At 66.0% G+C, this 23,875-nt stretch carries 19 protein-coding genes; 10 read left to right on the top strand and 9 right to left on the bottom strand.

All coding sequences use genetic code 11. The annotated features are described in order from the left end of the window. Positions 1 to 100: 100 nt before the first annotated feature. The 3 genes from SUTH_RS16015 to SUTH_RS16005 form a co-directional block, all read right to left on the bottom strand. Complete coding sequence (locus SUTH_RS16015) at positions 101 to 1,276, bottom strand: integrase core domain-containing protein (protein ID WP_041100660.1); 1,176 nt, start codon at positions 1,274 to 1,276, stop codon at positions 101 to 103. Between the two features lie 206 nt (positions 1,277 to 1,482). Continuing rightward, positions 1,483 to 2,154, bottom strand: coding sequence for a glycine-rich domain-containing protein (locus SUTH_RS16010; protein WP_041100658.1), 672 nt, complete (start codon positions 2,152 to 2,154; stop codon positions 1,483 to 1,485). Continuing rightward, the gene (locus SUTH_RS16005) at positions 2,151 to 2,957 is read right to left on the bottom strand and encodes a ParA family protein (protein ID WP_041100656.1); all 807 of its coding nucleotides are present in this window, start codon (positions 2,955 to 2,957) and stop codon (positions 2,151 to 2,153) included. Before SUTH_RS16005 ends, SUTH_RS16010 begins: the two co-directional genes overlap by 4 nt. Positions 2,958 to 3,061: 104 nt before the next feature. Here SUTH_RS16005 and SUTH_RS16000 point away from each other — a divergent pair, with 104 nt between their 5' ends. From SUTH_RS16000 to SUTH_RS15980, 5 genes are all read left to right on the top strand, one after another. Continuing rightward, the gene (locus SUTH_RS16000; RefSeq protein WP_041100654.1) at positions 3,062 to 4,492 is read left to right on the top strand and encodes a CHASE3 domain-containing protein; all 1,431 of its coding nucleotides are present in this window, start codon (positions 3,062 to 3,064) and stop codon (positions 4,490 to 4,492) included. Continuing rightward, the gene (locus tag SUTH_RS15995) at positions 4,440 to 5,108 is read left to right on the top strand and encodes a response regulator (protein WP_197539607.1); all 669 of its coding nucleotides are present in this window, start codon (positions 4,440 to 4,442) and stop codon (positions 5,106 to 5,108) included. The genes SUTH_RS16000 and SUTH_RS15995 overlap by 53 nt, the downstream gene beginning before the upstream one ends. 148 nt (positions 5,109 to 5,256) lie before the next feature. Further along, positions 5,257 to 7,458, top strand: coding sequence for an EAL domain-containing protein (locus SUTH_RS15990; protein WP_041102461.1), 2,202 nt, complete (start codon positions 5,257 to 5,259; stop codon positions 7,456 to 7,458). A gap of 100 nt (positions 7,459 to 7,558) precedes the next feature. Continuing rightward, positions 7,559 to 9,853 carry an NADP-dependent malic enzyme gene (locus tag SUTH_RS15985; RefSeq protein WP_041100652.1) on the top strand — a complete coding sequence of 765 codons (2,295 nt, stop codon included), beginning with the start codon at positions 7,559 to 7,561 and terminating at the stop codon, positions 9,851 to 9,853. Between the two features lie 3 nt (positions 9,854 to 9,856). Next, positions 9,857 to 10,831, top strand: a complete 975-nt coding sequence (locus SUTH_RS15980) for a quinone oxidoreductase family protein (protein WP_041100650.1) — start codon at positions 9,857 to 9,859, stop codon at positions 10,829 to 10,831. 12 nt (positions 10,832 to 10,843) lie between these two features. Here SUTH_RS15980 and SUTH_RS15975 read toward each other — a convergent pair whose 3' ends face one another. After that, positions 10,844 to 11,395: a hemerythrin domain-containing protein gene (locus tag SUTH_RS15975; protein WP_041100648.1), complete on the bottom strand. Its 552-nt coding sequence runs from the start codon at positions 11,393 to 11,395 to the stop codon at positions 10,844 to 10,846. Between the two features lie 116 nt (positions 11,396 to 11,511). Between SUTH_RS15975 and SUTH_RS15970 the strand changes: the two genes are divergently transcribed. From SUTH_RS15970 to SUTH_RS18695, 5 genes are all read left to right on the top strand, one after another. Then, positions 11,512 to 12,141 carry a ParA family protein gene (locus SUTH_RS15970; protein ID WP_041102459.1) on the top strand — a complete coding sequence of 210 codons (630 nt, stop codon included), beginning with the start codon at positions 11,512 to 11,514 and terminating at the stop codon, positions 12,139 to 12,141. Between the two features lie 181 nt (positions 12,142 to 12,322). Continuing rightward, positions 12,323 to 15,769 carry a DNA polymerase III subunit alpha gene (gene dnaE / locus SUTH_RS15965; protein ID WP_041100646.1) on the top strand — a complete coding sequence of 1,149 codons (3,447 nt, stop codon included), beginning with the start codon at positions 12,323 to 12,325 and terminating at the stop codon, positions 15,767 to 15,769. Further along, on the top strand, positions 15,766 to 16,305 hold the full coding sequence (locus tag SUTH_RS15960) for a WbuC family cupin fold metalloprotein (RefSeq protein ID WP_197539606.1): 540 nt from the start codon (positions 15,766 to 15,768) through the stop codon (positions 16,303 to 16,305). Before dnaE ends, SUTH_RS15960 begins: the two co-directional genes overlap by 4 nt. Before the next feature lie 86 nt (positions 16,306 to 16,391). Next, entirely contained in the window at positions 16,392 to 18,383 is a 1,992-nt protein-coding gene (locus SUTH_RS15955) for a methyl-accepting chemotaxis protein (RefSeq protein ID WP_041100644.1), read from the top strand. Positions 18,384 to 18,468: 85 nt separating this feature from the next. Continuing rightward, the gene (locus SUTH_RS18695; protein ID WP_052473714.1) at positions 18,469 to 20,226 is read left to right on the top strand and encodes a caspase family protein; all 1,758 of its coding nucleotides are present in this window, start codon (positions 18,469 to 18,471) and stop codon (positions 20,224 to 20,226) included. Between the two features lie 35 nt (positions 20,227 to 20,261). On the opposite strand, the gene SUTH_RS15945 is transcribed toward SUTH_RS18695, so the two are convergent. Genes SUTH_RS15945 through SUTH_RS15925 form a run of 5 tightly spaced genes read right to left on the bottom strand, consistent with a single transcriptional unit; the run spans position 20,262 to position 23,871 of the window. After that, positions 20,262 to 20,744 carry a thioesterase family protein gene (locus SUTH_RS15945; RefSeq protein WP_041100642.1) on the bottom strand — a complete coding sequence of 161 codons (483 nt, stop codon included), beginning with the start codon at positions 20,742 to 20,744 and terminating at the stop codon, positions 20,262 to 20,264. A 22-nt stretch (positions 20,745 to 20,766) separates the two neighbouring features. After that, positions 20,767 to 21,186: an acyl-CoA thioesterase gene (locus SUTH_RS15940; RefSeq protein ID WP_052473713.1), complete on the bottom strand. Its 420-nt coding sequence runs from the start codon at positions 21,184 to 21,186 to the stop codon at positions 20,767 to 20,769. 36 nt (positions 21,187 to 21,222) lie between these two features. Next, positions 21,223 to 22,071 (bottom strand): DUF4384 domain-containing protein, encoded by an 849-nt coding sequence (locus tag SUTH_RS15935; RefSeq protein ID WP_041100640.1) that lies wholly within the window; start codon positions 22,069 to 22,071, stop codon positions 21,223 to 21,225. Then, complete coding sequence (locus SUTH_RS15930; RefSeq protein ID WP_041100638.1) at positions 22,068 to 22,925, bottom strand: hypothetical protein; 858 nt, start codon at positions 22,923 to 22,925, stop codon at positions 22,068 to 22,070. Before SUTH_RS15930 ends, SUTH_RS15935 begins: the two co-directional genes overlap by 4 nt. Next, the gene (locus tag SUTH_RS15925; RefSeq protein ID WP_041100636.1) at positions 22,912 to 23,871 is read right to left on the bottom strand and encodes an MlaD family protein; all 960 of its coding nucleotides are present in this window, start codon (positions 23,869 to 23,871) and stop codon (positions 22,912 to 22,914) included. The genes SUTH_RS15930 and SUTH_RS15925 overlap by 14 nt, the downstream gene beginning before the upstream one ends. Positions 23,872 to 23,875 lie beyond the last annotated feature (4 nt).

Here is a 23,875-nt window from a genome sequence, read left to right as displayed (position 1 = left end):
CGGCCCGGCGGGCCTTCCGCAGCGAGGGTAGCCCGAAGGGCCGGGGAGGCGGGGTGTACGAGTCAAGCACATCGGTAACAGATCGGTTCAAGGACATGGGTTACATTTTCAGGGTGAGGTAGTCGTTACGCTGCCCCTTGGTTTCCCGCTCATCGAAGCCGCCGATACGAACGGGGCCGAAATAGACATCCCATAAGCCATCGGCTACCGGCTCCATGCCTACCCATTCACCGGCCAGCAAGTAGCCGATATACACACGGAGTGCGCGCCAGTAGATCAATCCATTCTGGCTGACCCGCTGCCGCTCGAAATAGCCGGGATACTCCACCTCCGGCAGGCGTGCCGGGTAGGAGCGAAGCGAGGGCGTGTAGCACGTACTCGGGTTTTGCTGTGCCAAGCCCTCATGCGGACGCTGGTCGTTGTAGTGAGTACGAAACCCGTCAAGCTGAATCTGCTGCGCCTTGAGGTTGGCAGCCGGCGGATGGCTGAGTGTCTGCTTGAGGGTGCGGTGCATGCGCTCATGGCGTCCGTTCTGTTGGGGCCGCCCCGGTGTGATGCGCTCGGGAAGAATGCCCAGTCGAATCCACCAGACGGAGAGTTGCGACAGACCCCCGACACCGAGGCTGGCGAACGGAACGCCGTTGTCGGTGCGTAGTCGCTCCGGCAGGCCGTAGTGCCGGAACGCCTGTTCAAAGAAGGCGCGTGTCTCGGTAAAGCGTGTTCCAGGCAAACCCTGGCACACCAGCAAGTAGCGACTGGCGTGATCCATCACGGTCAGGGGATAGCACCAGCGGCCGTCACCCGTCTTGAATTGGCCTTTGTAGTCGGCGCTCCACAGTTCATTGGGCTGTGCGGCGGATTTCAGGGTGTGCTGGACACCCTTGACGCGGCGGACCCGGCGCTGGGGTTCGATCTGTCCGGCCCGGCGCAGGATGTTGTAGATGGTGGTCTTCGACGGGATGAGTGCGGCGTCGAACCGACTGGCCAGCAAGGCTTGTATCTTCTTCGGCCCTGGCGGTCCGTGTCGATCATGACGTAGCTCCAGGATCGCCTGCTGCACGGCGTAGGGTGTTTCTCCTGCCGCATGACGGGGCCGCCTGCTCTGTTCCCCCAGGCCTTCGGCGCCTGTTTGGCGGTAGCGGGCCACCCATTTGTACCCTGTCTTCCTGCTGACGCCGTAGCGCTCACACAGGCGACTGAAGCAGTCGGTTTCGCGCAGGTAGTCAGCAATGAAAAGTATCTTCTCGTCCATCGGTCGCACATCCTTCCAAGGCATGGCTATCTCCTTTTGAAGACATCCATGCAGGGTAAGAACTGTTACCCATGTCCTTGAACTCTTGTGTTACCGATGAGTGTGAACCGTACAGGGAGCGCTTCTTTGCCTACTTTCTTGCGCGAACAAGAAAGTCGGTCGCCTGCCGGGGCGAGACCCGGCGCGGCCTTGGAAGCGAAGGAAGAAAGTCGGCGCCGGCGCTACGGCGATCAGTCGCCGCCACCCCCGCAACCGCCACCTCCATCACCGCCACCATCCCCTCCGCCATCGCTGTCACCGAATCCATCGGTGCCGCCATCGATCGAGCTGTCGCTGAAGTCGGCCCCGCAATGCACGTTGCCGCCGGCATCGCTGCGTCGCGATTTGCAGTCGGGGCTGTAGACGAAGCCGTCGGCGATGCCGAGCTTGGCGTCGAGGGCGAACAGCAGCGGCAGGCGCAGGGCCTTGGCCGGGTCGATGTTCTCTTCCTTGCAGGCATGCCACCAGACGCGGCGCAGGCCTTCGTTGTCGCGCTTGTCGGGGCCGAGCACCACCGCCGGCGTGTGGTGCAGGAAGCGGCCGAAGGCGTGCTTGCAGAAATCGTCGTAGGCCTTGGTGTAGAGGATGAACTCGTGCCACAGGTCGTCGACCACCTGCGAGGGCATGGAGACGAATTTCCTGCCGGAGTTCAGGTGGGCGAGGAAGAACTTGCGCAGGCCGCGCGCGACCAGCATGCAGTCCTTCATTTCCAGTTCCGGGCGGCGCTTGCGCAGGCGCTCGTACAAGCCCTTGGGCAGCGTGTAGTCGCGGATGTAGCGCTCGCGCTTCAGGCGCGTGTAGCGCGACCAGATCACCGCGAGGATGATGGCCAGCGCGATGCCGATCGCAAGCGCGGGGATCATGCGCGCTTCTTCGTCGCGGCTTTGGCGCGGGCCTTGCGCGCTTTTTCCAATTCGTCGAACAGCGCGCCGAATTCCTGCGCCAGCTTGTGGCTGCGGTCGAGGTGGATCATCGGCTTCGCCTGCTGGTGCGATTCCTTGATCTTCACCGAGGACGAGAGGAAGGAGGCCAGCACCGGCAGGCCTTCGTCGCGCAGTTCGTCGATGATCCGCTGCGGCAGGCTGGCGCGGGCCTGGAACTGGTTGATGACGATGCCTTCGACGTCGAGGCCGGCGTTGTGGTCGGCGCGGATTTCATTGACGTTGTCGAGCAGGCTGTAGAGCGCGCGGCGGGCGAATTCGTCGCAGTCGAAGGGGATCAGGCAGGCGTCGGCGGCGATCAGCGCCGAGCGCGTGTAGAAGTGCAGCGCCGGCGGCGTGTCGATCCAGATTTCGTCGTAGCCTTCGAGCGCGTCCAGCGCCTCGCGCAGCTTGTAGATCTTGTAGCGTGATTCGAGCTTGGCCTGCAGTTCTTCCAGCGCCGGGCCGGAGGGCAGGATGGAGAGGTTCTCGAAGGGCGTCGCGGCGATGAAGTCTTCGGTCGGCAGCGGGCGCAGCTTGAAGCTCAGCATCTGGTCGAAGAATTCGTTGGCGGTCAGTTCGAGGTCCTTGGCCGCCGCGCCGAGCAGGTACTGCGTGGAATTGGCCTGCGGATCGAGGTCGATCACCAGGGTGCGCGCGCCGCGCGCGGCGGCGATGGCGGCGAGGTTGCAGGTGATGGTGCTTTTGCCGACACCGCCCTTTTGGTTGAATACGACGCGCTTCATGATCCGCTCCCGAATTTCGATTCGGGAATTCTGCCACAGCGAATGCTGCGATGCGGCAATATCGGCGGCTGGGGACGATTCGAGATACGCGCTACCATGCACGCATGAGCCAGGAACTCGCTGACCTTCCGCCCGCAAGGCCACGCCTGCGCATCTGGCCGGCCGCGCTGGCCGTCCTTTGTGCGCTTGCGATCGCGCAGTTTGTCGCCTGGCAGGGACGGACCAGTCGGGATTCGATCGTTGCGGTCACGAATGAGCGTGCCTACGAGCGGAGCACGCTGCTGCATCTCGAACGACTGCTTTCCCGGTTCAAGGACATCGAGGCCGGAAGCCGCGGCTTCCTGGTGACCGGCGATGCGGCCTATCTCCAACCCTACGAGGCCGCCCGCGGCGAAATCCCCGAACTGCTGCAGACGACTAAGGGTCGCAATCCGGCGATGCCGACGGGAATGACCTGGCCCGAACTGGACGAACTGATCGGCCAGCGCCTGGCCCTGGCGGCGCGCGTGGTTGCCGAGCGCAGGCGTCTGGGAGACCAGGCACTCGACGTCGAGCATCTGCTCGATGAGGGCAAGCGGGTCATGGACCGGATCCGTGAAGTTTTCAAACGCATGGAAGCGGCGCAGGGCCAGCGCATCGTCGCCATGAGCGAACAAGTCGAAGCCACCCGGCAACGCGCGAGCAGCATATCCACGGTCGGCTCCTTCGTTGCCTTCGCCCTGACGCTGGCCGCCGCCTGGCTGGTGTTGCGCGAACGGCGCCAGCGCATTGCGCTGGAGCTGGCCTTGCGCGAGGCGAACCGAACCCTGGAGGTTCGCGTCGCCGAGCGCACGGCGGCGCTGGAATCCGCGCGCGCGCAATTGAGCAGATTCGCCGCGGAGCAGGAGCGCGCCATCGAGGCCGAGCGCCGGCGCTTGTCGCGGGAAGTGCATGACCAGATCGGCCAGGTGTTCACCGCGCTCAAGCTGATCCTGGCCTCCTTGCCGCGCGCGCATTTTCCGCCCGGCCAGGCCGAGGCGCTGGATCGGGCGCTGGAAATGGGCATCGCCAGCACCCGGCGGGTTACCGCCGCGCTGCGGCCACCGCTGCTCGACGACCTGGGCCTCGCCGCCGCGCTGCGCCATTTCACCGAAGAGCTCGGACGTGCCGCCGGTCTGGCGGTGACGGTCGAGGTCGCGGACGACGAGCACCTGGAGGAGGCCACGCGGCTGGGCCTGTTCCGCATCGCCCAGGAAGCGGTGACCAACGTGCTGCGCCACGCCGCTGCGGCCAAACTGGAGATTTCCGGTCGCCGCGACGGCGCGGCCTACCTGTTTTGCATCGCCGACGACGGCCGCGGCTTCGATCCGGCGACGATGCGTCCCGGCGCCATCGGCGTTGCGGGCATGCGCGAACGCGCCGCCCTGCTCGGCGCCGCGTGCGAAATCGCCGCCACGCCGGGCGCCGGGGTTGCGATTACCCTGCGCGTGCCCTTGAGGCAGAATGCCGCTGGCGCGCCCGCCGACCAAGGCCGAAATGAAAATACTGCTGGTTGAAGATCATCCGATATTCCGCTTCGGCGTCCGCCAGTTGCTGGCGCAGCGCTGGCCGGATGCCACGATCGGCGAGGCCGCCAGCCTGGCCGAGGGGCTAACCCTGGCGAGGAGCGGCGCCTGGCAGGCCGCGGTGGTCGACCTCAACCTGCCCGACGCCGAGGGCATCGAGGTGGTATCGCAACTGCTGCGCGCGCAACCGGGACTGCGGCTGCTGGTGCTGAGCCTGAATGCCGAGGCCGCCTACGCGCAGCGCGTCATGCATCTCGGCGCGGCCGGTTATCTGGCCAAGGATCGCGCCGGGGACGAACTGGTTGCCGCCGTCGAACGCATCCTCTCTGGCAAGCGCTACATCAGTGCGACGCTGGCCGAGTTGCTGGCGGACCGGGTTGCCGGAGGCGCCGCCAATCCGCACGAAGCGCTCTCCGACCAGGAATACCGCGTCATGCTGCTGCTGGCGGCCGGGCAGCGGGTCGGCGTGATCGCCGAGGCCATGCACCTGTCGCCGAAAACCGTCAGTACCTACCGCACCCGCATCCTGGAAAAGCTCGGGGTCGAGGGCAACGTCGAACTGGCGCGCTACTGCCTCGACCACGGACTCATCGACGGACGTTCCTGAGGCGCCACAGCCGGTTCCGGCGGCATCGTAGGACGGGTCCTACGATGCTTTCCGACCCGACCTACGCCGACATCGGGCGTCGCCGCTTACGCCGCACCCGCCCTTTCGCGACACTGTCCCCATCGCATTTTTCGATATGGAGGGCAGCATGAACGTGTTCATCGTGGAAGATTCGGCGCTGGTTCGCGAGCAGCTCACGCGCCTGGTGGAAGCGAAGGAGCGGTTCCGGGTGGTCGGCTGGGCCGGCGAGGAAGAACGCGCGGTCAGCGCCATCCTCGCGCAGCGGCCCGACGTGGTCCTGCTCGACATCGCCCTGTCCCCGGGCAGCGGCGTCAATGTGTTGCGCCGCATCCGCGCCGCGGGCAGCGGGGCGCGGGTCCTGGTGATGACCCACAGCGCCGATCAGGCGCTGCGCGACGCCTGCGAGGCCATCGGCATTTCCGGCCATTGCGACAAGGGCGGCGACCTGCACGCCTGCTTTGAGCAAATGGAGGCGTGGCTGCCGCCCGTGCCGGAGAACGAAGCGCAGCGCCTGGCCGCCCTGGAGTCCACCGGTTTGCTGGACACGCCCGAGGACGAGGCCTTCGACAGCCTGGCGCGCGTGGCCCGCAATCTCACCGGGGCGCCCATCGCCCTGATCAGCCTGATCGACCATTCGCGGCAGTGGTTTCTGTCGCACCTCGGCTTGCCGGAACGGGAGACTTCGCGCTCGATGGCATTCTGCGCCCATGCGATTCTGCAAACCGGCCTGATGGAAGTCCCCGACGCGCTGGAAGACGAGCGCTTTCGCGACAACCCGCTGGTGCAAGGCAATCCCCGTCTGCGCTACTACGCCGGCGTCCCGCTGGTGCTGGATTCGGGCGAGGCGCTGGGCACGCTGTGCGTGCTGGACACCGTGCCGCGCAGGCTCGACGAAGCGCAGCGCGATGCGATCAAGACCCTGGCGCGCAGCGTGGTCGGCGAGATCGAACTGCGCCGTCGCGTGCTGACCCTGGAGCAGGAGATCGAACGTCGCCACGCCGCCGAGGCGCGCATCATGCACCTCGCGACCCGCGACCCGCTGACCGGGCTGCCGAACCGGACGGTGTTGCGCGACCGGCTGGAGCACGAAGTGCATCAGGCGGCGCGGCGCGGCGGAACCGTGGCGGCGATGTTCATCGACCTCGATCGCTTCAAGCTGGTCAACGACACCCTCGGCCACGACGTCGGCGACGAATTCCTGATGGTCGTCGCGCACCGCCTGTCAAGCACGCTGCGCGAGGCGGATACCGTGGCACGCCTGGGCGGCGACGAGTTCGCGGCGATTCTTCCCGACATGCACAGCGACGCGGAAGCCTTGCTGGTGGCGCACAAACTGCTGCGCGCGCTGGCCGAGCCCTTCACCATCGGCAAGCACCGCCTGCGCATCGACGCCAGTATCGGCATTGCCTGCTATCCGCACGAAGGCGACAGCGCCGAAGTGTTGCTGCGCCACGCCGACCTGGCGATGTACCAATCCAAACAGGGCGGCGGAAACCGCGCCACGCATTTCACCGCGCAAATGGAAACGCTCGCGGTCGCGGCGCTGGCGCTGGACCGTGATCTGGACCAGGCGATCGAACGCAGGGAACTGGTGCTCGAATTCCAGCCGCAGGGCGTCCCCGGCGGTCGGGAAGTCGCCGGCTGGGAGGCGCTGGTGCGCTGGAACCATCCCAAACTGGGCCGGCTGATGCCGGATCGCTTCATCCCGCTGGCCGAGGAGCGCGGCTGGATCCATCGCATCGGCCGCCACGTCATCGACAGCACCCTGGCCCAGATCGCGACCTGGGATCGCGCGGGAACGCGCATACCGCGCATCGCCGTCAATCTTTCCCCCAGCGAACTGCGCGCCGGGCTCGCCGACGAGATCGACGCGCTGGTCTACAGCCATGGCCTGACGCCGGACCGGTTGGCGCTCGAGATCACCGAAACGGCGATCGTCGGCGACGGCGCCGAAGTGGCCTATGCACTGACGCGGCTGAGCCAGAAGGGCTATAGCATCGAAGTGGACGACTTCGGCGCGGGCTATTCCTCGCTCGGGCAGTTGCGCCATCTGCCGCTGGAGACGCTGAAGATCGACAAGAGCCTGATCGACGACGTGCACCACAGCAAAATCGACACCGCGCTGGTGGGTGCCGTCATCGACATGGCGCGTGCGCTGGGCATGCGCACCGTCGCGGAAGGTGTCGAGCTTCCCGAGCAGGAACGGGTTCTGGCGCGGCTGGGCTGCGACAGCTATCAGGGCTACCTGTTGGGCAAGCCGATGCCCGCCGCGCGGGTGCCGGACTGGCTGGCCCAGCGTTCCGCCGCCGGTCCCGTGCAGGCCGGCTGAGGGCAGGGCGGCCGCGATCGCGGACCGGTGGATTTCCGTAATGGTCCTGTCAGGATAAGGGGACTATCATTCCCGGCTTCTTCCTCCATCGGGCAAGCCCATGTCCAACGAACAGGAAAACCTCTCCGCTGCCGCGCTCGAATATCACGAGTGGCCCACTCCCGGAAAAATCGCGGTGGTGCCGACCAAGGGCCTCACCAACCAGCGCGACCTGGCGCTGGCCTACTCGCCGGGCGTGGCCGCCGCCTGCAACGCCATCGTCGATGATCCGGCGATGGCCAGTCGCCTCACCTCGCGCGCCAACCTGGTGGGCGTGGTGACCAACGGCACCGCGGTGCTGGGTCTCGGCAACATCGGGCCGCTGGCGGCCAAGCCGGTGATGGAAGGCAAGGGCGTGCTGTTCAAGAAGTTCGCCGGCATCGACGTGTTCGACATCGAACTGCAGGAGCCCGACGCCGACAAACTGATCGACATGATCGCCGCGATGGAGCCGACTTTCGGCGGCATCAACCTCGAAGACATCAAGGCGCCCGAGTGTTTCTACATCGAGGCCAAGTTGCGCGAGCGCATGAAGATTCCGGTGTTCCATGACGACCAGCACGGCACAGCCATCGTTGTCGGCGCGGCGATATTGAACGGCCTGCACCTGGTCGGCAAGAAGGTGGAGGAGATCAAGCTGGTTACCTCGGGCGCGGGCGCGGCGGCGCTGGCCTGCCTCGACCTGCTGGTGAACCTCGGCGTCAAGGTCGAGAACATCTGGGTCACCGACATCGAAGGCGTGGTCTACGAAGGCCGCGCCAAACTGATGGACCCGATCAAGGACCGCTACGCGAAAAAGACCACGGCACGTACGCTTGCCGACATCATCGAGGGCGCCGACGTGTTCCTCGGCCTCTCGGCCGGCGGCGTGGTCAAGCCGGCGATGGTGGCGAAGATGGCAGCGAACCCGCTGATCCTGGCGCTGGCCAATCCGACGCCGGAAATCACGCCCGAGGAAGTGAAGTCGGTGCGCGACGACGCGATCATCGCCACCGGCCGTTCGGACTATCCGAACCAGGTCAACAACGTGCTGTGCTTCCCCTTCATTTTCCGCGGCGCGCTGGATGCGGGGGCGACCACCATCACCGAGCAGATGAAGCTGGCCGCCGTGCGCGCCATCGCCGAGCTGGCGCAGGCCGAGGCCTCCGACGTGGTGGCGATGGCCTACGGCGGCGAGAGCCTGGCTTTCGGTCGCGAGTACCTGATCCCGCGGCCCTTCGATCCGCGCCTGATCGTCAAGATCGCGCCCGCCGTGGCGCAAGCCGCACAGGAGTCCGGCGTCGCGACGCGGCCGATCGCCGATTTCGACGCCTATCGCGACAAGCTCAACAGCTTTGTTTACCACTCGGGCTTCGTCATGAAGCCGGTGTTCGCCGCCGCGAAAAAGGCGCCGCGTCGCGTCATCTACTGCGAAGGCGAGGACGAGCGGGTGCTGCGCGCGGTGCAGGCGGTGCTCGACGAAGGCCTGGCGCAGCCGGTGGTGATCGGCCGCCCCGAGGTGATCGGCATGCGCATCGAAAAGGCCGGCCTGCGCCTGGTGGCCGGGCGCGATTTCGAGGTGGTGAATCCGCATTCCGATCCGCGCTACAAGGAACTGTGGCAGAGCTATCACGGCATCATGGGGCGGCAGGGCGTCACGCCCGGTTCGGCCAAGCAGGCGCTGCGTTCGGACACCACGCTGATCGGCACCATGCTGCTCAAGCGCGGCTATGTCGACGCCATGCTCTGCGGCGTGGTCGGGCGCCACGCGCAGCACCTCAAGCATGTCAGCGACGTGATCGGCCTCGAGCCGGATGCGCATTGCTTTGCGGCGATGAACATGCTGCTGCTGGCGCGGCACACGCTGTTCATGTGCGACACCTACGTCAACGACGACCCCTCCGCCGAACAGATCGCCGACATCGCGCTGATGGCCGCCAAGGAAGTGCGCCGCTTCGGCCTCGAACCCAAGGTGGCGCTGCTGTCGCATTCCAACTTCGGCAGCCTGCGCTCCGCTTCGGCGCTGAAAATGGCCGCGGCGCGGGCCCTGATCGAGGCGCGCGCGCCGGGGCTGGAAGTCGACGGCGAAATGCACGGCGACGCGGCGCTATCGCAGGAAATCCGCGAAAAGCTGTATCCCGGCTGCCGCCTCAAGGGCGAGGCCAACCTGCTGATCATGCCCAACGTCGATGCCGCCAACATCTCCTTCAACCTGATCAAGGCCACCTCGGGCGACGGCATCACGGTCGGCCCGGTGCTGCTCGGCGCGGCACAGCCGGTGCATATCCTGACGGCTACTGCTACAGTACGCCGCTTGGTCAACATGACCGCCCTCGCGGTAGTCGACGCCAACCACTTGAGCGAATTGAAAGGCTGAACCATGACCCATGCGATCCGTTTCCACACCCCCGGCGGTCCCGAAGTGCTGCGCTGGGAAGAAGTCGGCGTTGGCGACACGGCGCCCAACGAGGCGCGTGTGCGCCATCATGCCGTCGGCCTCAACTTCATCGACATCTACCACCGCACCGGCGCCTATCCGCTCCCCATGCCATCAGGGATAGGCCTCGAAGCGGCGGGCGTGGTCGAGTCGGTGGGCAGCGCGGTGACCGACCTCAAGGTAGGCGACCGCGTCGCCTATGCCGGCGGCCCGGTCGGCGCTTATTCCGAGCTGCGCAACATTCCCGCCGACCGCCTGGTCAAGCTGCCGGACGCCATCGATTTCAAGACCGGCGCCGCGATGATGCTGCAGGGCATGACCGCGCAATACCTGCTGCGCCGCACCTGCAAGGTCGAGGCCGGCGACACGATCCTGATCCATGCCGCCGCCGGCGGTGTCGGCCTCATCGTCTGCCAGTGGGCCCGCGCCTTGGGCGTCACGGTGATCGGCACCGTCAGTTCCGACGAGAAGGCCGACTTGGCCCGCGCCCACGGCTGCGACCACACCATCATCTACACGCGCGAGAACTTCGTCGAGCGGGTCAAGCAGATCACCGGGGGCAAGGGCGTGCGCGTGGTGTACGACTCGATCGGCAAGGACACCTTCATGGGCTCGCTCGAATGCCTGCAGCCGCTGGGCATGATGGTGCTGTTCGGCGCCGCCTCCGGCCCCGTGGCGCCCTTCGACCTCGGCCTGCTGGCCAAGATGGGCTCGCTGTTCATCACCCGGCCGACGCTGTTCACCTACACCGCTGCGCGCAGCGACCTGCTGGCGATCTCGGGCGACCTGTTCGATGTGGTGACCTCGGGCAAGGTGAAGATCGAAGTCAACCAGACCTACGCGCTGAAGGATGCCGCGCAGGCGCAGATCGACCTGGTGGCGCGCAAGACCACCGGCTCGACGGTGCTGCTGCCTTAGACCTGGTCGAGGTCAGGAAGGCGCCGAGTACATCGGGTAGAGGATTTCCTCCTCGCGCTTGATGCGCGCCACCAGCGCTTCGCCGATCGCCGCGAGATCGGTCGAGAACGGACGGGCCAGTTCCGGGTGCTGGCCGATTTCCTTGTACTTTTCGAGGAAGCCCACCACCGCGCGGCCGATGTCGTCCATTTCGTGACGGAAGCCGTGCATCAGCGCATGGCTGGTGGCATCGTTCTCCAGCAGGTGTTCGAGATAGACATAAAGGCGCACGTTTTCCTTGAGCAGGTGATCCTGGATAAGGGTGCGGAAATGCTTGAGCCAGGATTGCACTTTCATCAGGTCCTGCGCCTGGCTGGCGGCGGCAATCTCGTGAAACACCCTGAGCAGGCGGCCGTGATCTTCCTTGAGCGTGACGATCAGCTCCGCATCGTGGTGAATGCTCGTTCCCGGTGCGCTGGCAAGCCTGTCTTCCGAAACCGCTGCGGGAGCATTGACGATGGCCGTTTCCCGGGCCGGCGGCGAAGTATTTTTCTTGTTGCCGAACAACAGATCGAAGAAGAACATTGCTTTTCCCTTTATATTTATGTCATGTTGCCGTGCAGGCTAGGCGGGACCACCCGATCTGTAATTGATCCATATCAGAAATTGACCCTACTTTTAAAATGGTAAAGGCCGACACCATGGAATCCTTCCTGATTGCCAATCCCAAGGGCGGCGTCGGCAAGACCACGCTGGCGACCAATCTGGCCGGCTTCTTCGCCCTGCAGGGCCGGCGCGTCATGCTCGGCGACATCGACCGCCAGCAGTCCTCGCGCGAATGGCTCAAGCTGCGCTCGCCGGCGCTGCCGCACATTGCAAGCTGGGAGATCGAGCCCGACCAGCCGGCGCGGCCGCCGAAGGACACCAGCCACGTGGTGCTGGACACACCGGCCGGATTGCATGGCAAGAAGCTGGGCCAGGTGCTGAAAATGGTCCGGCGCGTGATCGTGCCCCTGCAGCCCTCGATTTTCGACATTCTCGCCACGCGGCATTTTCTCGATCACCTGCTGGAGGAGAAGGAAGTGCGCAAGCACGAAGCCTTCGTCGCCATCGTCGCCATGCGCGTCGATGCGCGCACCCGCGCGGCGGGCGAACTGGAGCGCTTCCTCGAAAGCACCGGCCTGCCGGTGGTGGCCCATCTGCGCGACACGCAGAACTACGTGCAGGCGGCGGCGCACGGCATGAGCATTTTCGAACTGCCGCCGAGCCGCGCCGAGAAGGACATCGAGCAATGGCAGCCGTTGTTGGAATGGGTGCAGCGGCCGCTTTGAGTTTGTCTGTCGCCGTGTTGCCAGCGCCGACTTTTGAGGCGGTGCCCCTAACCAGCATGCCGGGGCGAGACCCGGCGCGGTGGTGGAAGCGAAGAAAGAAAGTCGGCGTTGGCGGCACGGCGTCCGCGCCGGAGAAATCCGCAGACTCGGCCGGAGTCCGTGGGGGTAAAATCGCTGCGCCATGTCCGCCCCGCCTCTTCCCGGCTTCGTCCATCTCCGGCTTCACAGCGAATACTCGATCACCGATGGCCTGACGCGCATCGATGAGGTTATCGCCCGGGCGGCGGCCGACGGCCAGCCGGCGCTGGCGATCACCGACCTGGCCAACCTGTTCGGCATGGTCAAGTTCTACACTGCGGCGCGCGGCAAGGGCATCAAGCCGATCATCGGCTGCGATGTCTGGATCGGCGACGAGGATGCGGCTGAAAAGAACGACGGCCCGGCGCGCCTGCTGCTGCTGGCGAAGAATCGCGGCGGTTATTTGCGCCTGTGCGAACTGCTCTCCGCCGCCTATCTGGCGCCGCGCCGCCACGGCCGCGCCGAAATCACCCGCACGCAACTCGCGCAGGGCGACAACAGCGGCCTGATCGCGCTGTCGGGCGGCCCGCTGGGCGACATCGGACAACTGCTCGCGGCCGGCAAGCTGGATCAGGCCGACGTGCGCGCGCAGGCCTGGGCACGGCTGTTCCCCGGCAGCTACTACATCGAGGTGCAGCGCCCCGGTGGCCGCGACGGCGCGGCGGCCAATGAAGTGCTGGTCGCGGCCAGCGTCGATCTGGCGGCGCGCCTCGGCCTGCCGCTGGTGGCGACGCACCCGGTGCAGTTCCTGGATCGCGACGACTTCAAGGCGCACGAGGCGCGGGTCTGCATCGCCGACGGCTATGTGCTGGGCGACACGCGGCGGCCGAAAAAGTACAGTCCCGAGCAGTACTTCAAGACCCAGGCCGAGATGGCCGAACTCTTCGCCGACCTGCCCGAGGCCTTGCAGAACTCGGCGGAAATCGCCCGCCGCTGCAACCTCACGGTGGAACTGGGCAAGAGCCGCCTGCCGGATTTCCCGACGCCCGCCGGCGAGCCGCTGGAAGCCTTCCTCGCCAGCGAGTCGCATGCCGGCCTGGAACGCCGCCTGCAACTGCTCTACCCCGATTCCGCCGAGCGCGAGAAGCAGCGTCCGACCTATGTCGCGCGCCTCGATTTCGAGATCGCCACCATCGTCAAGATGGGCTTCCCCGGCTACTTCCTGATCGTTGCCGACTTCATCCGCTGGGCGAAGAACAACGGCGTGCCGGTGGGCCCCGGGCGCGGCTCGGGGGCGGGCTCGCTGGTGGCCTACAGCCTCGACATCACCGACCTCGATCCGCTGCGCTACGACCTGCTGTTCGAGCGCTTCCTCAATCCGGAACGCGTCTCGATGCCCGACTTCGACATCGATTTCTGCCAGGAAGGCCGCGATCGCGTCATCGATTACGTCAAGAAGAAATACGGCGCGCACGCCGTGTCGCAGATCGTCACCTTCGGCACGCTGGCGGCCAAGGCGGTGATCCGCGACGTCGGCCGGGTGCTCGATCTCGGCTTCAACTTCGTCGACCAGTTCGCCAAGCTGATTCCCAATGAGCTCGGCATCACGCTCAAGGATGCGCTCGACAAGGAGCCGGCGATCCGCGCGCGCATCGACAGCGAGGAGGAAGTTGCCGAGCTCTGGGCGCTGGCGCTGAAGCTCGAAGGCCTCACTCGCAACGTCGGCATGCATGCCGGCGGCGTATTGATCGCGCCGGGCAAGCTCACCGATTTCTGTCCGCTCTACGCGGCGGCCGGCGCCGAGTCGGTGGTCTCGCAGTTCGACAAGGACGACGTGGAGAAGGCCGGCCTGGTCAAGTTCGACTTCCTCGGCCTGCGCACGCTGACCATCCTCGACGAGGCGGTGCGGCTGGCGAAGGAGGTAGAGGGTGTTGAGATCGACCTCGCGACCCTGTCGCTCGACGACCGCGAAACCTACGATGCGGTGTTCAAGAGCGCCAACACCACGGCGGTGTTCCAGTTCGAATCCGGCGGCATGAAGGACACCCTGATCAAGGCCAAACCGGATTGCCTGGAAGACCTGATCGCACTGAATGCGCTGTACCGGCCGGGGCCGATGGATTTCATCCCCGACTTCATCAATCGCAAGCACGGCACGCGTTTCGAGTATCCGCATCCCTGCCTGGAGCCGGTGCTGGCCAACACCTACGGCATCATGGTGTACCAGGAGCAGGTGATGCAGACCGCACAGGTGGCGGCCGGCTACAGCCTGGGCGGCGCCGACCTGCTGCGCCGCGCGATGGGCAAGAAGAAGCCCGAGGAAATGGCCCAGCAGCGCGAGATTTTCGTCAAGGGCGCGGCCGCGAACGCGATCAATGAAATCAAGGCCAACGAAATCTTCGACACCATGGAGAAGTTCGCCGGCTACGGCTTCAACAAGTCGCATGCCGCCGCTTATTCACTGGTGGCCTATCACACCGGCTGGCTCAAGCGCCATCATCCGGCGGCATTTGTCTCGGCGACGCTGTCGTCTGAAATGGGCAATACAGACAAGCTGCAGTTCTTCTACAAGGACGCCATCGACAACGGCCTCGTCTTCCTGCCGCCCGACATCAACCACGGCAGCATCCGCTTCCGGCCGGTGGATGGCAAGACCATCCGCTACGGCCTGGGCGCCATCAAGGGCACCGGCGAGGCGGCGTTGTCGGTGATCCTCAAGGCGCGCGAAAGCGGGGGTGCGTTCACCGACCTCTTCGATTTCTGCCGCCGCATCGACAAGCGCGTGGTGAACCGGCGCGTGATCGAGGCGCTGATCCGCGCCGGCGCCTTCGACGCGATCGACGACCACCGCGCCAAGCTGCTGGCCTCGACCGGCGTCGCCCTCGAAGCGGCGGAACAGGCCGAACGCAATGCCATGCAGGGCGGACTGTTCGATACGGGAGCGCAGGCCGACACCGCGCACTATGTCGATGTGCCGCGCTGGAACGAACGCGAACAGCTGATGAACGAAAAGCCGGCGCTGGGCTTCTTCTTCTCCGGCCATCCCTATCACGCCTACGCCACCGAGCTGGGCGCCTTCGTCAAGCGCCGCCTCGGCCAGCTCGAAGCGCAGCGCGAGCCGGTATTGCTGGCGGGCGTCGTGATGTCCACCCGTACCCAGATGACCCGTCGCGGCAAGATGGCCGTGGTGGCCCTCGACGACGGCACCACCCAGCTCGAAGTAACCGTGTTCAACGAACTGTGGGAAGCCGAGCGCGCCAAGATCAAGGAAGACGAACTGCTGCTGGTCGAAGGCAAGGTGCAGAAGGACGACTACAGCGGCGGCCTGCGCATCACCGCCGACAAGCTCTACACCCTGGCCGAGGCGCGCGGCCGCTACGCGCGCGGCCTGCGCCTGACCATGAACGGCGGTTCCGACGCCAAACGCCTGCAGGCGCTGCTGGCGCCGTTTCGCAACGGCCCCTGCCCGGTGCGGCTCTCCTATCGCAATGGCGATGCCGTGGCGGAACTCCCCTTGCCGGAGACCTGGCGCGTCAGGCTCGACGATGCCCTGCTGGCCGGGCTCGCCGACTGGCTCAAGCCGGAGAACGTGAAAGTGATCTACCAGTGATTACCCTGATCGACGACGCGCTGCTCGCCGAACTCTGTGCCGAAGCGGCCGCCAGTCCGCGGCGGCGCAAGAACCGCAACTTCCATGCGACGGACGGCCATCCGGCGCATCGCCTGCTCAACGCCATGCAGCCGGATTCCTACATCCCGCCGCATCGCCATCTCGATCCGAACAAGGACGAAACCTTTGTCGTCCTGCGCGGCGCATTGGGCGTGGCGATGTTCGACGACGCGGGCGAGGTGCTGCGGATGGTGAAAGTCGGCCCGGCTGCGCTCTGCGTGCCTGGGAATCCGCTTCGCGGGCAGGCAACGGCGATCGGGGTCGATATCGCCCACGGCGCGTGGCATACGGCCGTGGCGCTGGAGCCCGACACGGTGTTTCTCGAAGCCAAGGCCGGGCCCTATGTTCCGTTTGCGGCCGACGAAAAGGCACCGTGGGCGCCGGCTGAAAACACCCCTGGGGCGGCACCCTATCTGGGCGCCCTCAAAGCCCGTATGATCGACAGCTTCCAGCAGGCTGGGCACAACCGGGAATAACGCCTCCGTCAGGCAGGTCGAGGCGGTACCGTGCAGCATGTACACCGGATCCGGACACGAAGATTGATTCAAGGAGCAACGCAGCCATGGCCATCATGAAAGACGCATCCATCAGCAAGCACCTGACCATTCTGGTCGCCGTGCCGCTCATCGCCCTGGTAGTGGCGGTGGCAATGCAGGTGTGGCACAGCTTCGACGACTACAGGGGCGCGCAGCGGACCCAGCGCCTGATGGAGGCGGCGGTCAGCGCCGGCGACCTGATCCACATGCTGCAGATCGAGCGGGGGTCCACGGCCGGTTTCCTGCAGTCCAGGGGACAGAAGTTTGCCGATGTGCTTCCCGGCGTTCGCGGCAAGACCGACGAGCGCCTGGCCGCCTACAAGGCACAGGTTGGCGGGCTCAATGTCGGCGACATGGCCAGCCTGGGCCGGGCGCTGACCGCGGCGCAGACCCAGCTCGACCAGCTTGCGGCCACGCGCGGCCGCGTCAGCGCCCTTACCATGCCGGTGCCCGAGGGCGTCGGCTACTACACCGCGACCATCGGCGCGCTGATGGCCGCGGTTGGCACCAGCGTCGAATTCAGCAAGGAAGCGGCAATCTCGCAGCGGACCATTGCCTATCACAACTTGATCCATGCCAAGGAAAATGCCGGCCTGGAGCGTGCCCTGACCACGGCCGCATTCGCGGCGAACAAGGTCGAGCCGGCGCAGTACCGCAACATCCTCGACAAGATCAGCCGCCAGGAGGCTTACCAGACTGCGTTCCGCGGCATTGCCGACGACTCGGAGAAAGCCGCGCTGGATGCGGTGCTGGCCGGGACGGCGACAAAGGAGGTGGTCCGCCTGCGCGGCGTGATGTCGGAGAAATCCGTGGAAGGCGGCTTCGAGGTCGACCCGACCGCCTGGTTCAAGACCATCACCAACAAGATCGACGGCATGCGCGAGGTCGAAAGCCTGCTGGCTCGCAACATCAATGCGAGCGCGGCGACCCTCCTGAATGCCAGTCGCACGCTGTTTCTTTCCTATCTGCTGCTCGGCGGTCTGGCCATTGTGCTGACCATTGTCATCTCGCTGTGGGTGGCGAGAAGCATTGCCGTGCCCTTGCATGGAGTCGTCAGCTTTGCCCAGAAATCGATTGCCGGAAACGATTTCACCAGCAAGATGCCGGAAGCCGGCACCATCGAGGTAAAGCGCACCGGGCAGGCATTCAATCATCTGATGGACAAGTTCCGCGGCATCATCATCGATACCAAGAATTCCAGCGAGCGGATCACCCAGGCCGCCGACGCACTGGCGACTTCCAGCGAGCAGGTGACGGCAAGTTCGGCCGTGCAGTCGGATGCGGCGTCCGCGGTTGCCGCCGCGGTGGAACAGGCTTCGGCCAATGTCAGCGAAACGGCTGCCAGCGCGCGTACCGCGGCGGAAGTCGTCAATCGGGCACGGGAAGACAATGAACGGGCTCTCGCCGTGATGCGCGAGACCGTCAACAACATGAACTCCATCGCCAGCCTGATCCGCGAATCGGGCAGCAGCGTCGAGCAACTCGACGAAAGCTCGCAGAAGATCGGCGGCATCGTGCAGGTGATCAAGGAAATCGCCGACCAGACCAACCTGCTGGCCTTGAACGCCGCCATCGAGGCGGCGCGCGCCGGCGAGCAGGGGCGCGGCTTTGCGGTGGTGGCCGACGAGGTGAGGAAGCTCGCCGAGCGCACGGCGAAGGCGACCGACGAAATCGCCGGGCTGATCACCGGCATCCAGGCCGGCATTACCGAGACGGTAACCGGCATGCATCAGGCCAACGAACAGGCGGGCGCCAGCCTGGAACTGGTCGGCCGCACCGAGTCGGCATTGCTGCGCATCGGCGAGGGATCGCGCGAGGTGGCGAGCAATGTGCTGAGCATTTCCAGCGCGCTGAACGCGCAGGACGCCGCGATGCACCAGATCGCCGAGAGCCTGGAAACCATCGCGCGCATGACCGAAGACAACAGCACTGCCGCCCACACCAACAGCAAGACCGCGGTCGAACTCGACGGTCTGTCGCACGAACTGCGGCAGGCGGTCGCGGTATTCAAGGTCTGACACACCCTCGGGACAACCGATTGTTCCCTGGCGCGGGTAAGGGTATTATCCGCGGCTTGCGCGAGCACCCCGTCAGGCGAAACACATGAAGCGCGTCAGGTGGCTGTCCTTTTTGGTTCTGCTTGGCATCCAGGGCATCTTCTCCGGCCCCGGAGGCAGCGCCGAGCCGTCGCGCACGCTTGCCGTCGCGTCGGTCCAGGAAAAGGCCGGCCGGGTTGCCATCGTCATCGGCAACAGCAACTATCCATCCGGCGCCCTGGCCAATCCGAAGAACGATGCGACGGTCATGGCCGGTGCCCTGAAAAAACTCGGCTTCGACGTCGAACTCAAGCTCGATGCGACCAAGGCCGACATCGACGGGATGCTGCGGCGCTTCAGCGGCAAGGCCGAAAAGGCCGGCGTGGCGGCACTGTTCTATGCCGGCCACGGCATACAGGTGGGGGGCAGCAACTATCTCGTCCCCATCGACGCCAATCCGCGCAGCGAAAAAGATCTCAAGCGCGACATGGTCAGGATGGACGATGTCATCGACGACATGGGCGATGCCCGGGTCAAGCTGGTGTTCTTCGACGCCTGCCGCGACAATCCGCTGTCGCGCAGCTTCAGTCGCGGCGGATCACGCGGCATGGCGGCGCCGGTCGAAGCCACCGGGACGCTGATTTCCTTCGCCACCAAACATGGCAACACGGCCGCCGACGGGGAAGGCAAGCACAGCCCCTATACCAACGCCTTGCTGGCGGCACTGGAAAACCCGAGCGGCGTCGAAATCGAGCAACTGTTGCGCAAGGTGCAGCAGGGCGTCAAGGCGGAGACCAAGGGCCAGCAGGAGCCGTGGCGCTACGGTTCGCTCGATGGCGATTTTTATTTCAAGGCGGCCGATCCTGCCGATAACTCGAAGCTGCAGCAGGAGGCCGTGGAGAAAGCCGTGCTGGAAGCCATGCGGCGCACCAACGAACAGGCGGCAAAGGAAAAGGCGGAACTCCAGAAATCCCTGAAGGCGCAGCAGGAAGCCAGCGAGCGGGCCATGGCGGAAGCGCTCAAGAAGGCCAACGAACAGGCGGCGCGGGATCGGGCCGAGATGCAGGCGTCGATGGACAAGATGCTGAAGGAGGCGCTGGCCAGGCAGACCGCTGCACTGGAAGCCGAGCGCGCGGCGCGGCTTGCCGCTGCAACACCGGCATCGAACGCGACCCCGGCGGCTGCCCAGATCCAAAAGCCGGCTGCCGAAAAGCCGATCCAGCTGGCGTCGATTGCGCCAACCACGAGTGCCGGCGCCGGTTCAAAGCCATCGGAGCTGGTGCTTGCAGCCCTCTCGAACGCGCCCGGCGACGAGTGGGAGTATGTAGCCAGGGACGAGATGTTCGACAAAATGCAGAAACTGGTGTTGCGGGTCAAGGCCGTTTCGCCGGAAGGTGTGCTGGAAGAGATCGTCTGGAATGGCAGGCCCGGAATCAGCTGGGTTTTCGGGCCGCGCGCGGCGGCGCTGGGAACGCCCAACGAGGCCGAGTTCATGTTCGCACCGCACTGGAACGGCGACGAGGTTTCAAACCTGGTGGTCGAAGGCGGCGGCAGCCTGTGCACAAGCGCTGGCGCCTTTTGCCGGATCAGCCTCAAGGTGACGGGAATCGAAAAGCTGACGACTCCGGCCGGCACCTTCGACGCCATTCGTCTCGAAGGCACGATTCACGCCGGGATCGGCGGTGGCAGCATCACTGGCCCGGTGACCATCTGGTATTCGAAGGAGCAGCGCCGCCTGCTGAAGCAGAGCGCGGAGCTGCGGGGGAACAGATTCAAGTTCAAGGAAACCCTCGAACTCAGCGCGGTTCGTCGCGGCCCGCGTTGATGCCGTGACGGCCGGGCTCCGGCACTGACACCGACTCACGAAACGATATACGCCCCCGCCCCGGTCGACAGCAGTTTTCCGTCGGCGCCAAGAAATTCCATGCGCGTGGTCGCCACGCGCGAGCCGAGGCGCAGCACTTCCGCGCGCAGTTCGAAGTGGTCGCCGATGCCGGGGCGCAGGTAGTCGATCCGCAGGTCGATGGTGCCCAGCTTGCCGAAGCGATGCAGGCGCTGGGCCGGCGCCTCGTCCATGTGGCGCGCGCCGATCGCGGCCATCACGGCCAGGCCGCCCATGGCGTCGAGCCCGGCGCTGATGACGCCGCCATGGAGCCGATTCGGGCTGCCGACCAGTTCGCGGCGCATGGCGATGCGTCCCGCGACGCCGCCCGGCCTGATCGAGTCGATCTTCAAGCCGAGGACCTGGTTGAAGGCGATCATTTCCTCAAAGATTTTCGCCAGGCCGGCAACGAATTCGGGTTCGAACTCGAGCGGAGTTTCCGCGGTGGTGTTTTTTTTCATGGGTGCGATTCAGGGCAGGGTTTCAGGCCGTTTCGGGCAGGATCAGTGCGCGGGCGCCCGCCGCGACGTCCGGCGGAAAGGCTTGCGACTTGCGGCTTGCCGGGTTGAGGCAGACCACGGTGAAGTCGCAGGTGGCGCAGACATCCATCGTTTCGGTATTCACCAGCTCATGGCGGAAGCGCAGCACCTTCTCGCGCATTTCCAGCACCCCGGTGCGCACCATGATGGTGTCGCCGGGGTAGAGCTCCTTGCGGTAGCCGATGTTCTGCTGCACCGCCGCCAGATGCAGGGCAGCGCTGCGCAGCAGCGAGGGCGTCATGCCGAGCATGGCGTAGAACTGCCAGCAGGCTTCCTCGAAAAACTCCATGTAGGCGCGCACATTGATGTGCCCCATGTGGTCGCGCTGCCATTCATGCACCGTGCCGCGTGCGGTTTCGATCATGCATTTGTCCTTGGGTTCGATGGGGTGGGGGGCGCTTCAGCCGCCGTGCTTCAGTTTCAGCGCCTGTGAAATCACCGGATAGGTGTTCGGCGCCAGTTCCTGCATGAAGTTGGAGCCGTTGTTTTCATCCTTGCGCGTCACCACCGCGGTTGCGGCGGCGGCGCCGAAGGCGCGCGGGTCGCGCAGGGTGATCACCAGCTGCTCGTCGCCGGTGGCGCCGGTGAATTCGAAATATTCGTCCTGGCCGAGCGGGATCATGATTTCGACGCCGGCCTTGATCTTCACCACGTTGTCGGCCTGCGCCGGATAGATCTGCCTGCGCTGGTTCTTCGGGTTGATGTTGTCGATTACCAGCAGGCCGTCGAAGGTCGGCAGCACGCGCAGCTTGAAGCGCTCGCCGGTCCGGAAGCCGGCGGTCACGGGGGCGAAGCCGAGCGCGTTGCCGGCGCGGTCGAAGTTCATCAGGGCGACGTGCACCGCCTGGTAGTTCTCGCGGCCGTTTTCCACCTTGAGCGGGGTGGTGGGCTCGCCCGCCACGGTGTTCTCGGGCGCACCGGCGGATTTCGCGCCCATCGTCCCGCCGGCGCCGACGCTGCCCAGCGGCACGATGCTGGCGCTCTTGCTTCGCAGCAGCATGCTGGCGATGTTCTGCGGCGTGATCTGCTCGGTGAGCTTGCCCATCAGGTAGCTGCCGAAGGCCGAGATCGCGTAATTCACCGCGAACTTGATGAGGATGCCCCAGATGAATTTCGGCTTCAGCTCCTCGCCCGCATCGCTGCCGGCGGGTGGTGCGGTCGGCGCCGGCGGCGTCGGCGACTGCGCCATGCCGGGCGTGGCGAGGGCGAGGATCAGCAGGCAGGCGAGGGCGCGGGAGGGGAGCTTCATCGTGGAGTTTCCTTCTTGGTGGTGACGTCGGCAAGCGCCTGGGTGGCGATTCGGGCGATGTCGGTCAGGCCGGCGGCGGTCGCCACGTCCAGCGCGCGGCGGTAGGCGGGCGCCGTGTCGCCAGCGCCGACTCTTCTCTGGATGTCGCCGATCAACAGCCAGTCGCGGGCGATTTTTTCCGGCAGCGCGAGTTGGCGGTCGATGTCGAGTGCGGCGCGGGCAGCGGGCAGGGCGTTGGCGGCATCATCGCCGGCAAGCCGCGCGGTGGCGATCAGCCGCCAGGCGTTCCCGGTCTCGGCGGCTTCATCCTTGTCCTGCAACAGCTTCAGGGCGGCTTCGGCATGCCGCAGCGAATCCGCCATGCGCTTGTCGGCCAGCGCCGCGCGCGCCTGCAGCAGGTTCAGGCTGGCGGCCTGGGCGCAATTCGTCGCACACGCCGCGGCGGCCGCATCGAGATTTGCCCGCACCGCGGCGGGTTTGCCCAGCGCCAGATTGGCCTGCGCCTGCAGCAGCAGGCTGTCGAGCGCGAGTTCCGTTTGCGCGATGCGCTGCGCGCGATGCAGCGCCGCTTCGGCCTGGCCCAACGCCAGTTCGGCGCGCGCCTGGTTGAGCTGGTTGCGCGCGGCCGCCGCGGGGTCGTCGAGGCTTTGCTGCAACTGGCTCGCGGCGCCGAAGTGGCGCGCCGCGCCGGCGTAGTCGCCGCGCGCATATCGCTTCGCGCCATCGGCTTCGGCTTCCACTGCCTGCTTGCGCAATAGCGGTTCGCTGACTTTCGGCGCCGAGCCGCAGGCCGCGAGCAGCAACGCGGCGAGCAGTGCGGCGCAGATCGAATCCCGCAACTCAGCGCGCGCCATGTGTAGCCTCGGCACTCTCTGCACCCTGGGCGCGCGGATCGCTGTCCGCCTTGAGCCTGGCCGGCGCCGGGGCGTCGACCAGGTTGCGGATCGGCCAGGCGGTCTTGGCGCCGGCGACGATCTCGCGCGCATCGCCGGCCACCGCGGCGCCGTCGCGCAGGATCGGCGGCACGCTGGTCTCGGCCTCCGCCGTGATTTTTTCGACGTGGTCGACGACCTTCTGGGTACGGTCGAGCAGGGCCGGCAGGCGGCTGTTGGTGGTTTCCAGCGTGCGGCCGACGTGCGTCAGATCCTCCTCGGCCTTGCCCAGCACGCGCGTCGCGGCGGTGCCGACGCCCGCGACCTGGCGGTTGCCGGTGTCGAGCAGCGTGTGCAGCGCGCCGGTGGTGTCGCGCACCTGCTTGAGCGTCGCGGGCAGCCCCTGCTGCGAATCGGCCAGGGTGCCGGTGATGGTCTTGACATCCTTCAGGATCGGCGCGATCTGCTCGCGCAACTGGCTGGCCATGGCGGTCAGGCTCTCGCCGCGCGAAAAGGTCAGCCGGGCCTGGTCGGCGGCCAGCTTGCTGCGGTCGGGGCCGGGCACGATCTCGAGGTTGGCGGCGCCGATCAGCGCTTCCTTGCGCAGTTCGACCACGGCATCGCGGGTGACGAAGCGCAGCTTGTCGGCGTCGATTTCGAGCCCCACCTCGACCTGGCCGTCGGGCCGCAGGGTCACATTGACGACCGAGCCGACGCGGAAGCCGGCAATTCTCACCGCCTGCCCCTTGCTGATGTCCTGCGCCGAATCGGCAACGAAGCCCAGCGTCGCGGTCTGGCGGAACAAGCCCTGGCGCACGAGGATCGCGGCGATCACGGCGAGCACCGCCAGCAGCCCGAACAGCAGGAAGCGGCGCGTGCCGCGTTGCAGCGCTTCGGCTTCGCGATCCTGGGCGATCAGCATGGACATGTCA

The organism is Sulfuritalea hydrogenivorans sk43H (assembly GCF_000828635.1).
Taxonomy (GTDB): domain Bacteria; phylum Pseudomonadota; class Gammaproteobacteria; order Burkholderiales; family Rhodocyclaceae; genus Sulfuritalea; species Sulfuritalea hydrogenivorans.
This window is presented reverse-complemented; position numbering and strand designations above follow the sequence as displayed.

What these genes read in the sequence shown, in the direction of transcription:
- dnaE (WP_041100646.1), top strand. Translation starts at nt 12,323, where the DNA reads ATGTCCGCCCCGCCTCTTCCCGGCTTCGTCCATCTCCGGCTTCACAGC.
- SUTH_RS16000 (WP_041100654.1), top strand. Translation starts at nt 3,062, where the DNA reads ATGAGCCAGGAACTCGCTGACCTTCCGCCCGCAAGGCCACGCCTGCGC.
- SUTH_RS16015 (WP_041100660.1), bottom strand. Translation starts at nt 1,276, where the DNA reads ATGCCTTGGAAGGATGTGCGACCGATGGACGAGAAGATACTTTTCATT.
- SUTH_RS16010 (WP_041100658.1), bottom strand. Translation starts at nt 2,154, where the DNA reads ATGATCCCCGCGCTTGCGATCGGCATCGCGCTGGCCATCATCCTCGCG.
- SUTH_RS15935 (WP_041100640.1), bottom strand. Translation starts at nt 22,071, where the DNA reads ATGAAGCTCCCCTCCCGCGCCCTCGCCTGCCTGCTGATCCTCGCCCTC.
- SUTH_RS15940 (WP_052473713.1), bottom strand. Translation starts at nt 21,186, where the DNA reads ATGATCGAAACCGCACGCGGCACGGTGCATGAATGGCAGCGCGACCAC.
- SUTH_RS15985 (WP_041100652.1), top strand. Translation starts at nt 7,559, where the DNA reads ATGTCCAACGAACAGGAAAACCTCTCCGCTGCCGCGCTCGAATATCAC.
- SUTH_RS15925 (WP_041100636.1), bottom strand. Translation starts at nt 23,871, where the DNA reads ATGTCCATGCTGATCGCCCAGGATCGCGAAGCCGAAGCGCTGCAACGC.
- SUTH_RS15975 (WP_041100648.1), bottom strand. Translation starts at nt 11,395, where the DNA reads ATGTTCTTCTTCGATCTGTTGTTCGGCAACAAGAAAAATACTTCGCCG.
- SUTH_RS15930 (WP_041100638.1), bottom strand. Translation starts at nt 22,925, where the DNA reads ATGGCGCGCGCTGAGTTGCGGGATTCGATCTGCGCCGCACTGCTCGCC.
- SUTH_RS15990 (WP_041102461.1), top strand. Translation starts at nt 5,257, where the DNA reads ATGAACGTGTTCATCGTGGAAGATTCGGCGCTGGTTCGCGAGCAGCTC.
- SUTH_RS15970 (WP_041102459.1), top strand. Translation starts at nt 11,512, where the DNA reads ATGGAATCCTTCCTGATTGCCAATCCCAAGGGCGGCGTCGGCAAGACC.
- SUTH_RS15980 (WP_041100650.1), top strand. Translation starts at nt 9,857, where the DNA reads ATGACCCATGCGATCCGTTTCCACACCCCCGGCGGTCCCGAAGTGCTG.
- SUTH_RS16005 (WP_041100656.1), bottom strand. Translation starts at nt 2,957, where the DNA reads ATGAAGCGCGTCGTATTCAACCAAAAGGGCGGTGTCGGCAAAAGCACC.
- SUTH_RS15955 (WP_041100644.1), top strand. Translation starts at nt 16,392, where the DNA reads ATGGCCATCATGAAAGACGCATCCATCAGCAAGCACCTGACCATTCTG.
- SUTH_RS18695 (WP_052473714.1), top strand. Translation starts at nt 18,469, where the DNA reads ATGAAGCGCGTCAGGTGGCTGTCCTTTTTGGTTCTGCTTGGCATCCAG.
- SUTH_RS15995 (WP_197539607.1), top strand. Translation starts at nt 4,440, where the DNA reads ATGCCGCTGGCGCGCCCGCCGACCAAGGCCGAAATGAAAATACTGCTG.
- SUTH_RS15945 (WP_041100642.1), bottom strand. Translation starts at nt 20,744, where the DNA reads ATGAAAAAAAACACCACCGCGGAAACTCCGCTCGAGTTCGAACCCGAA.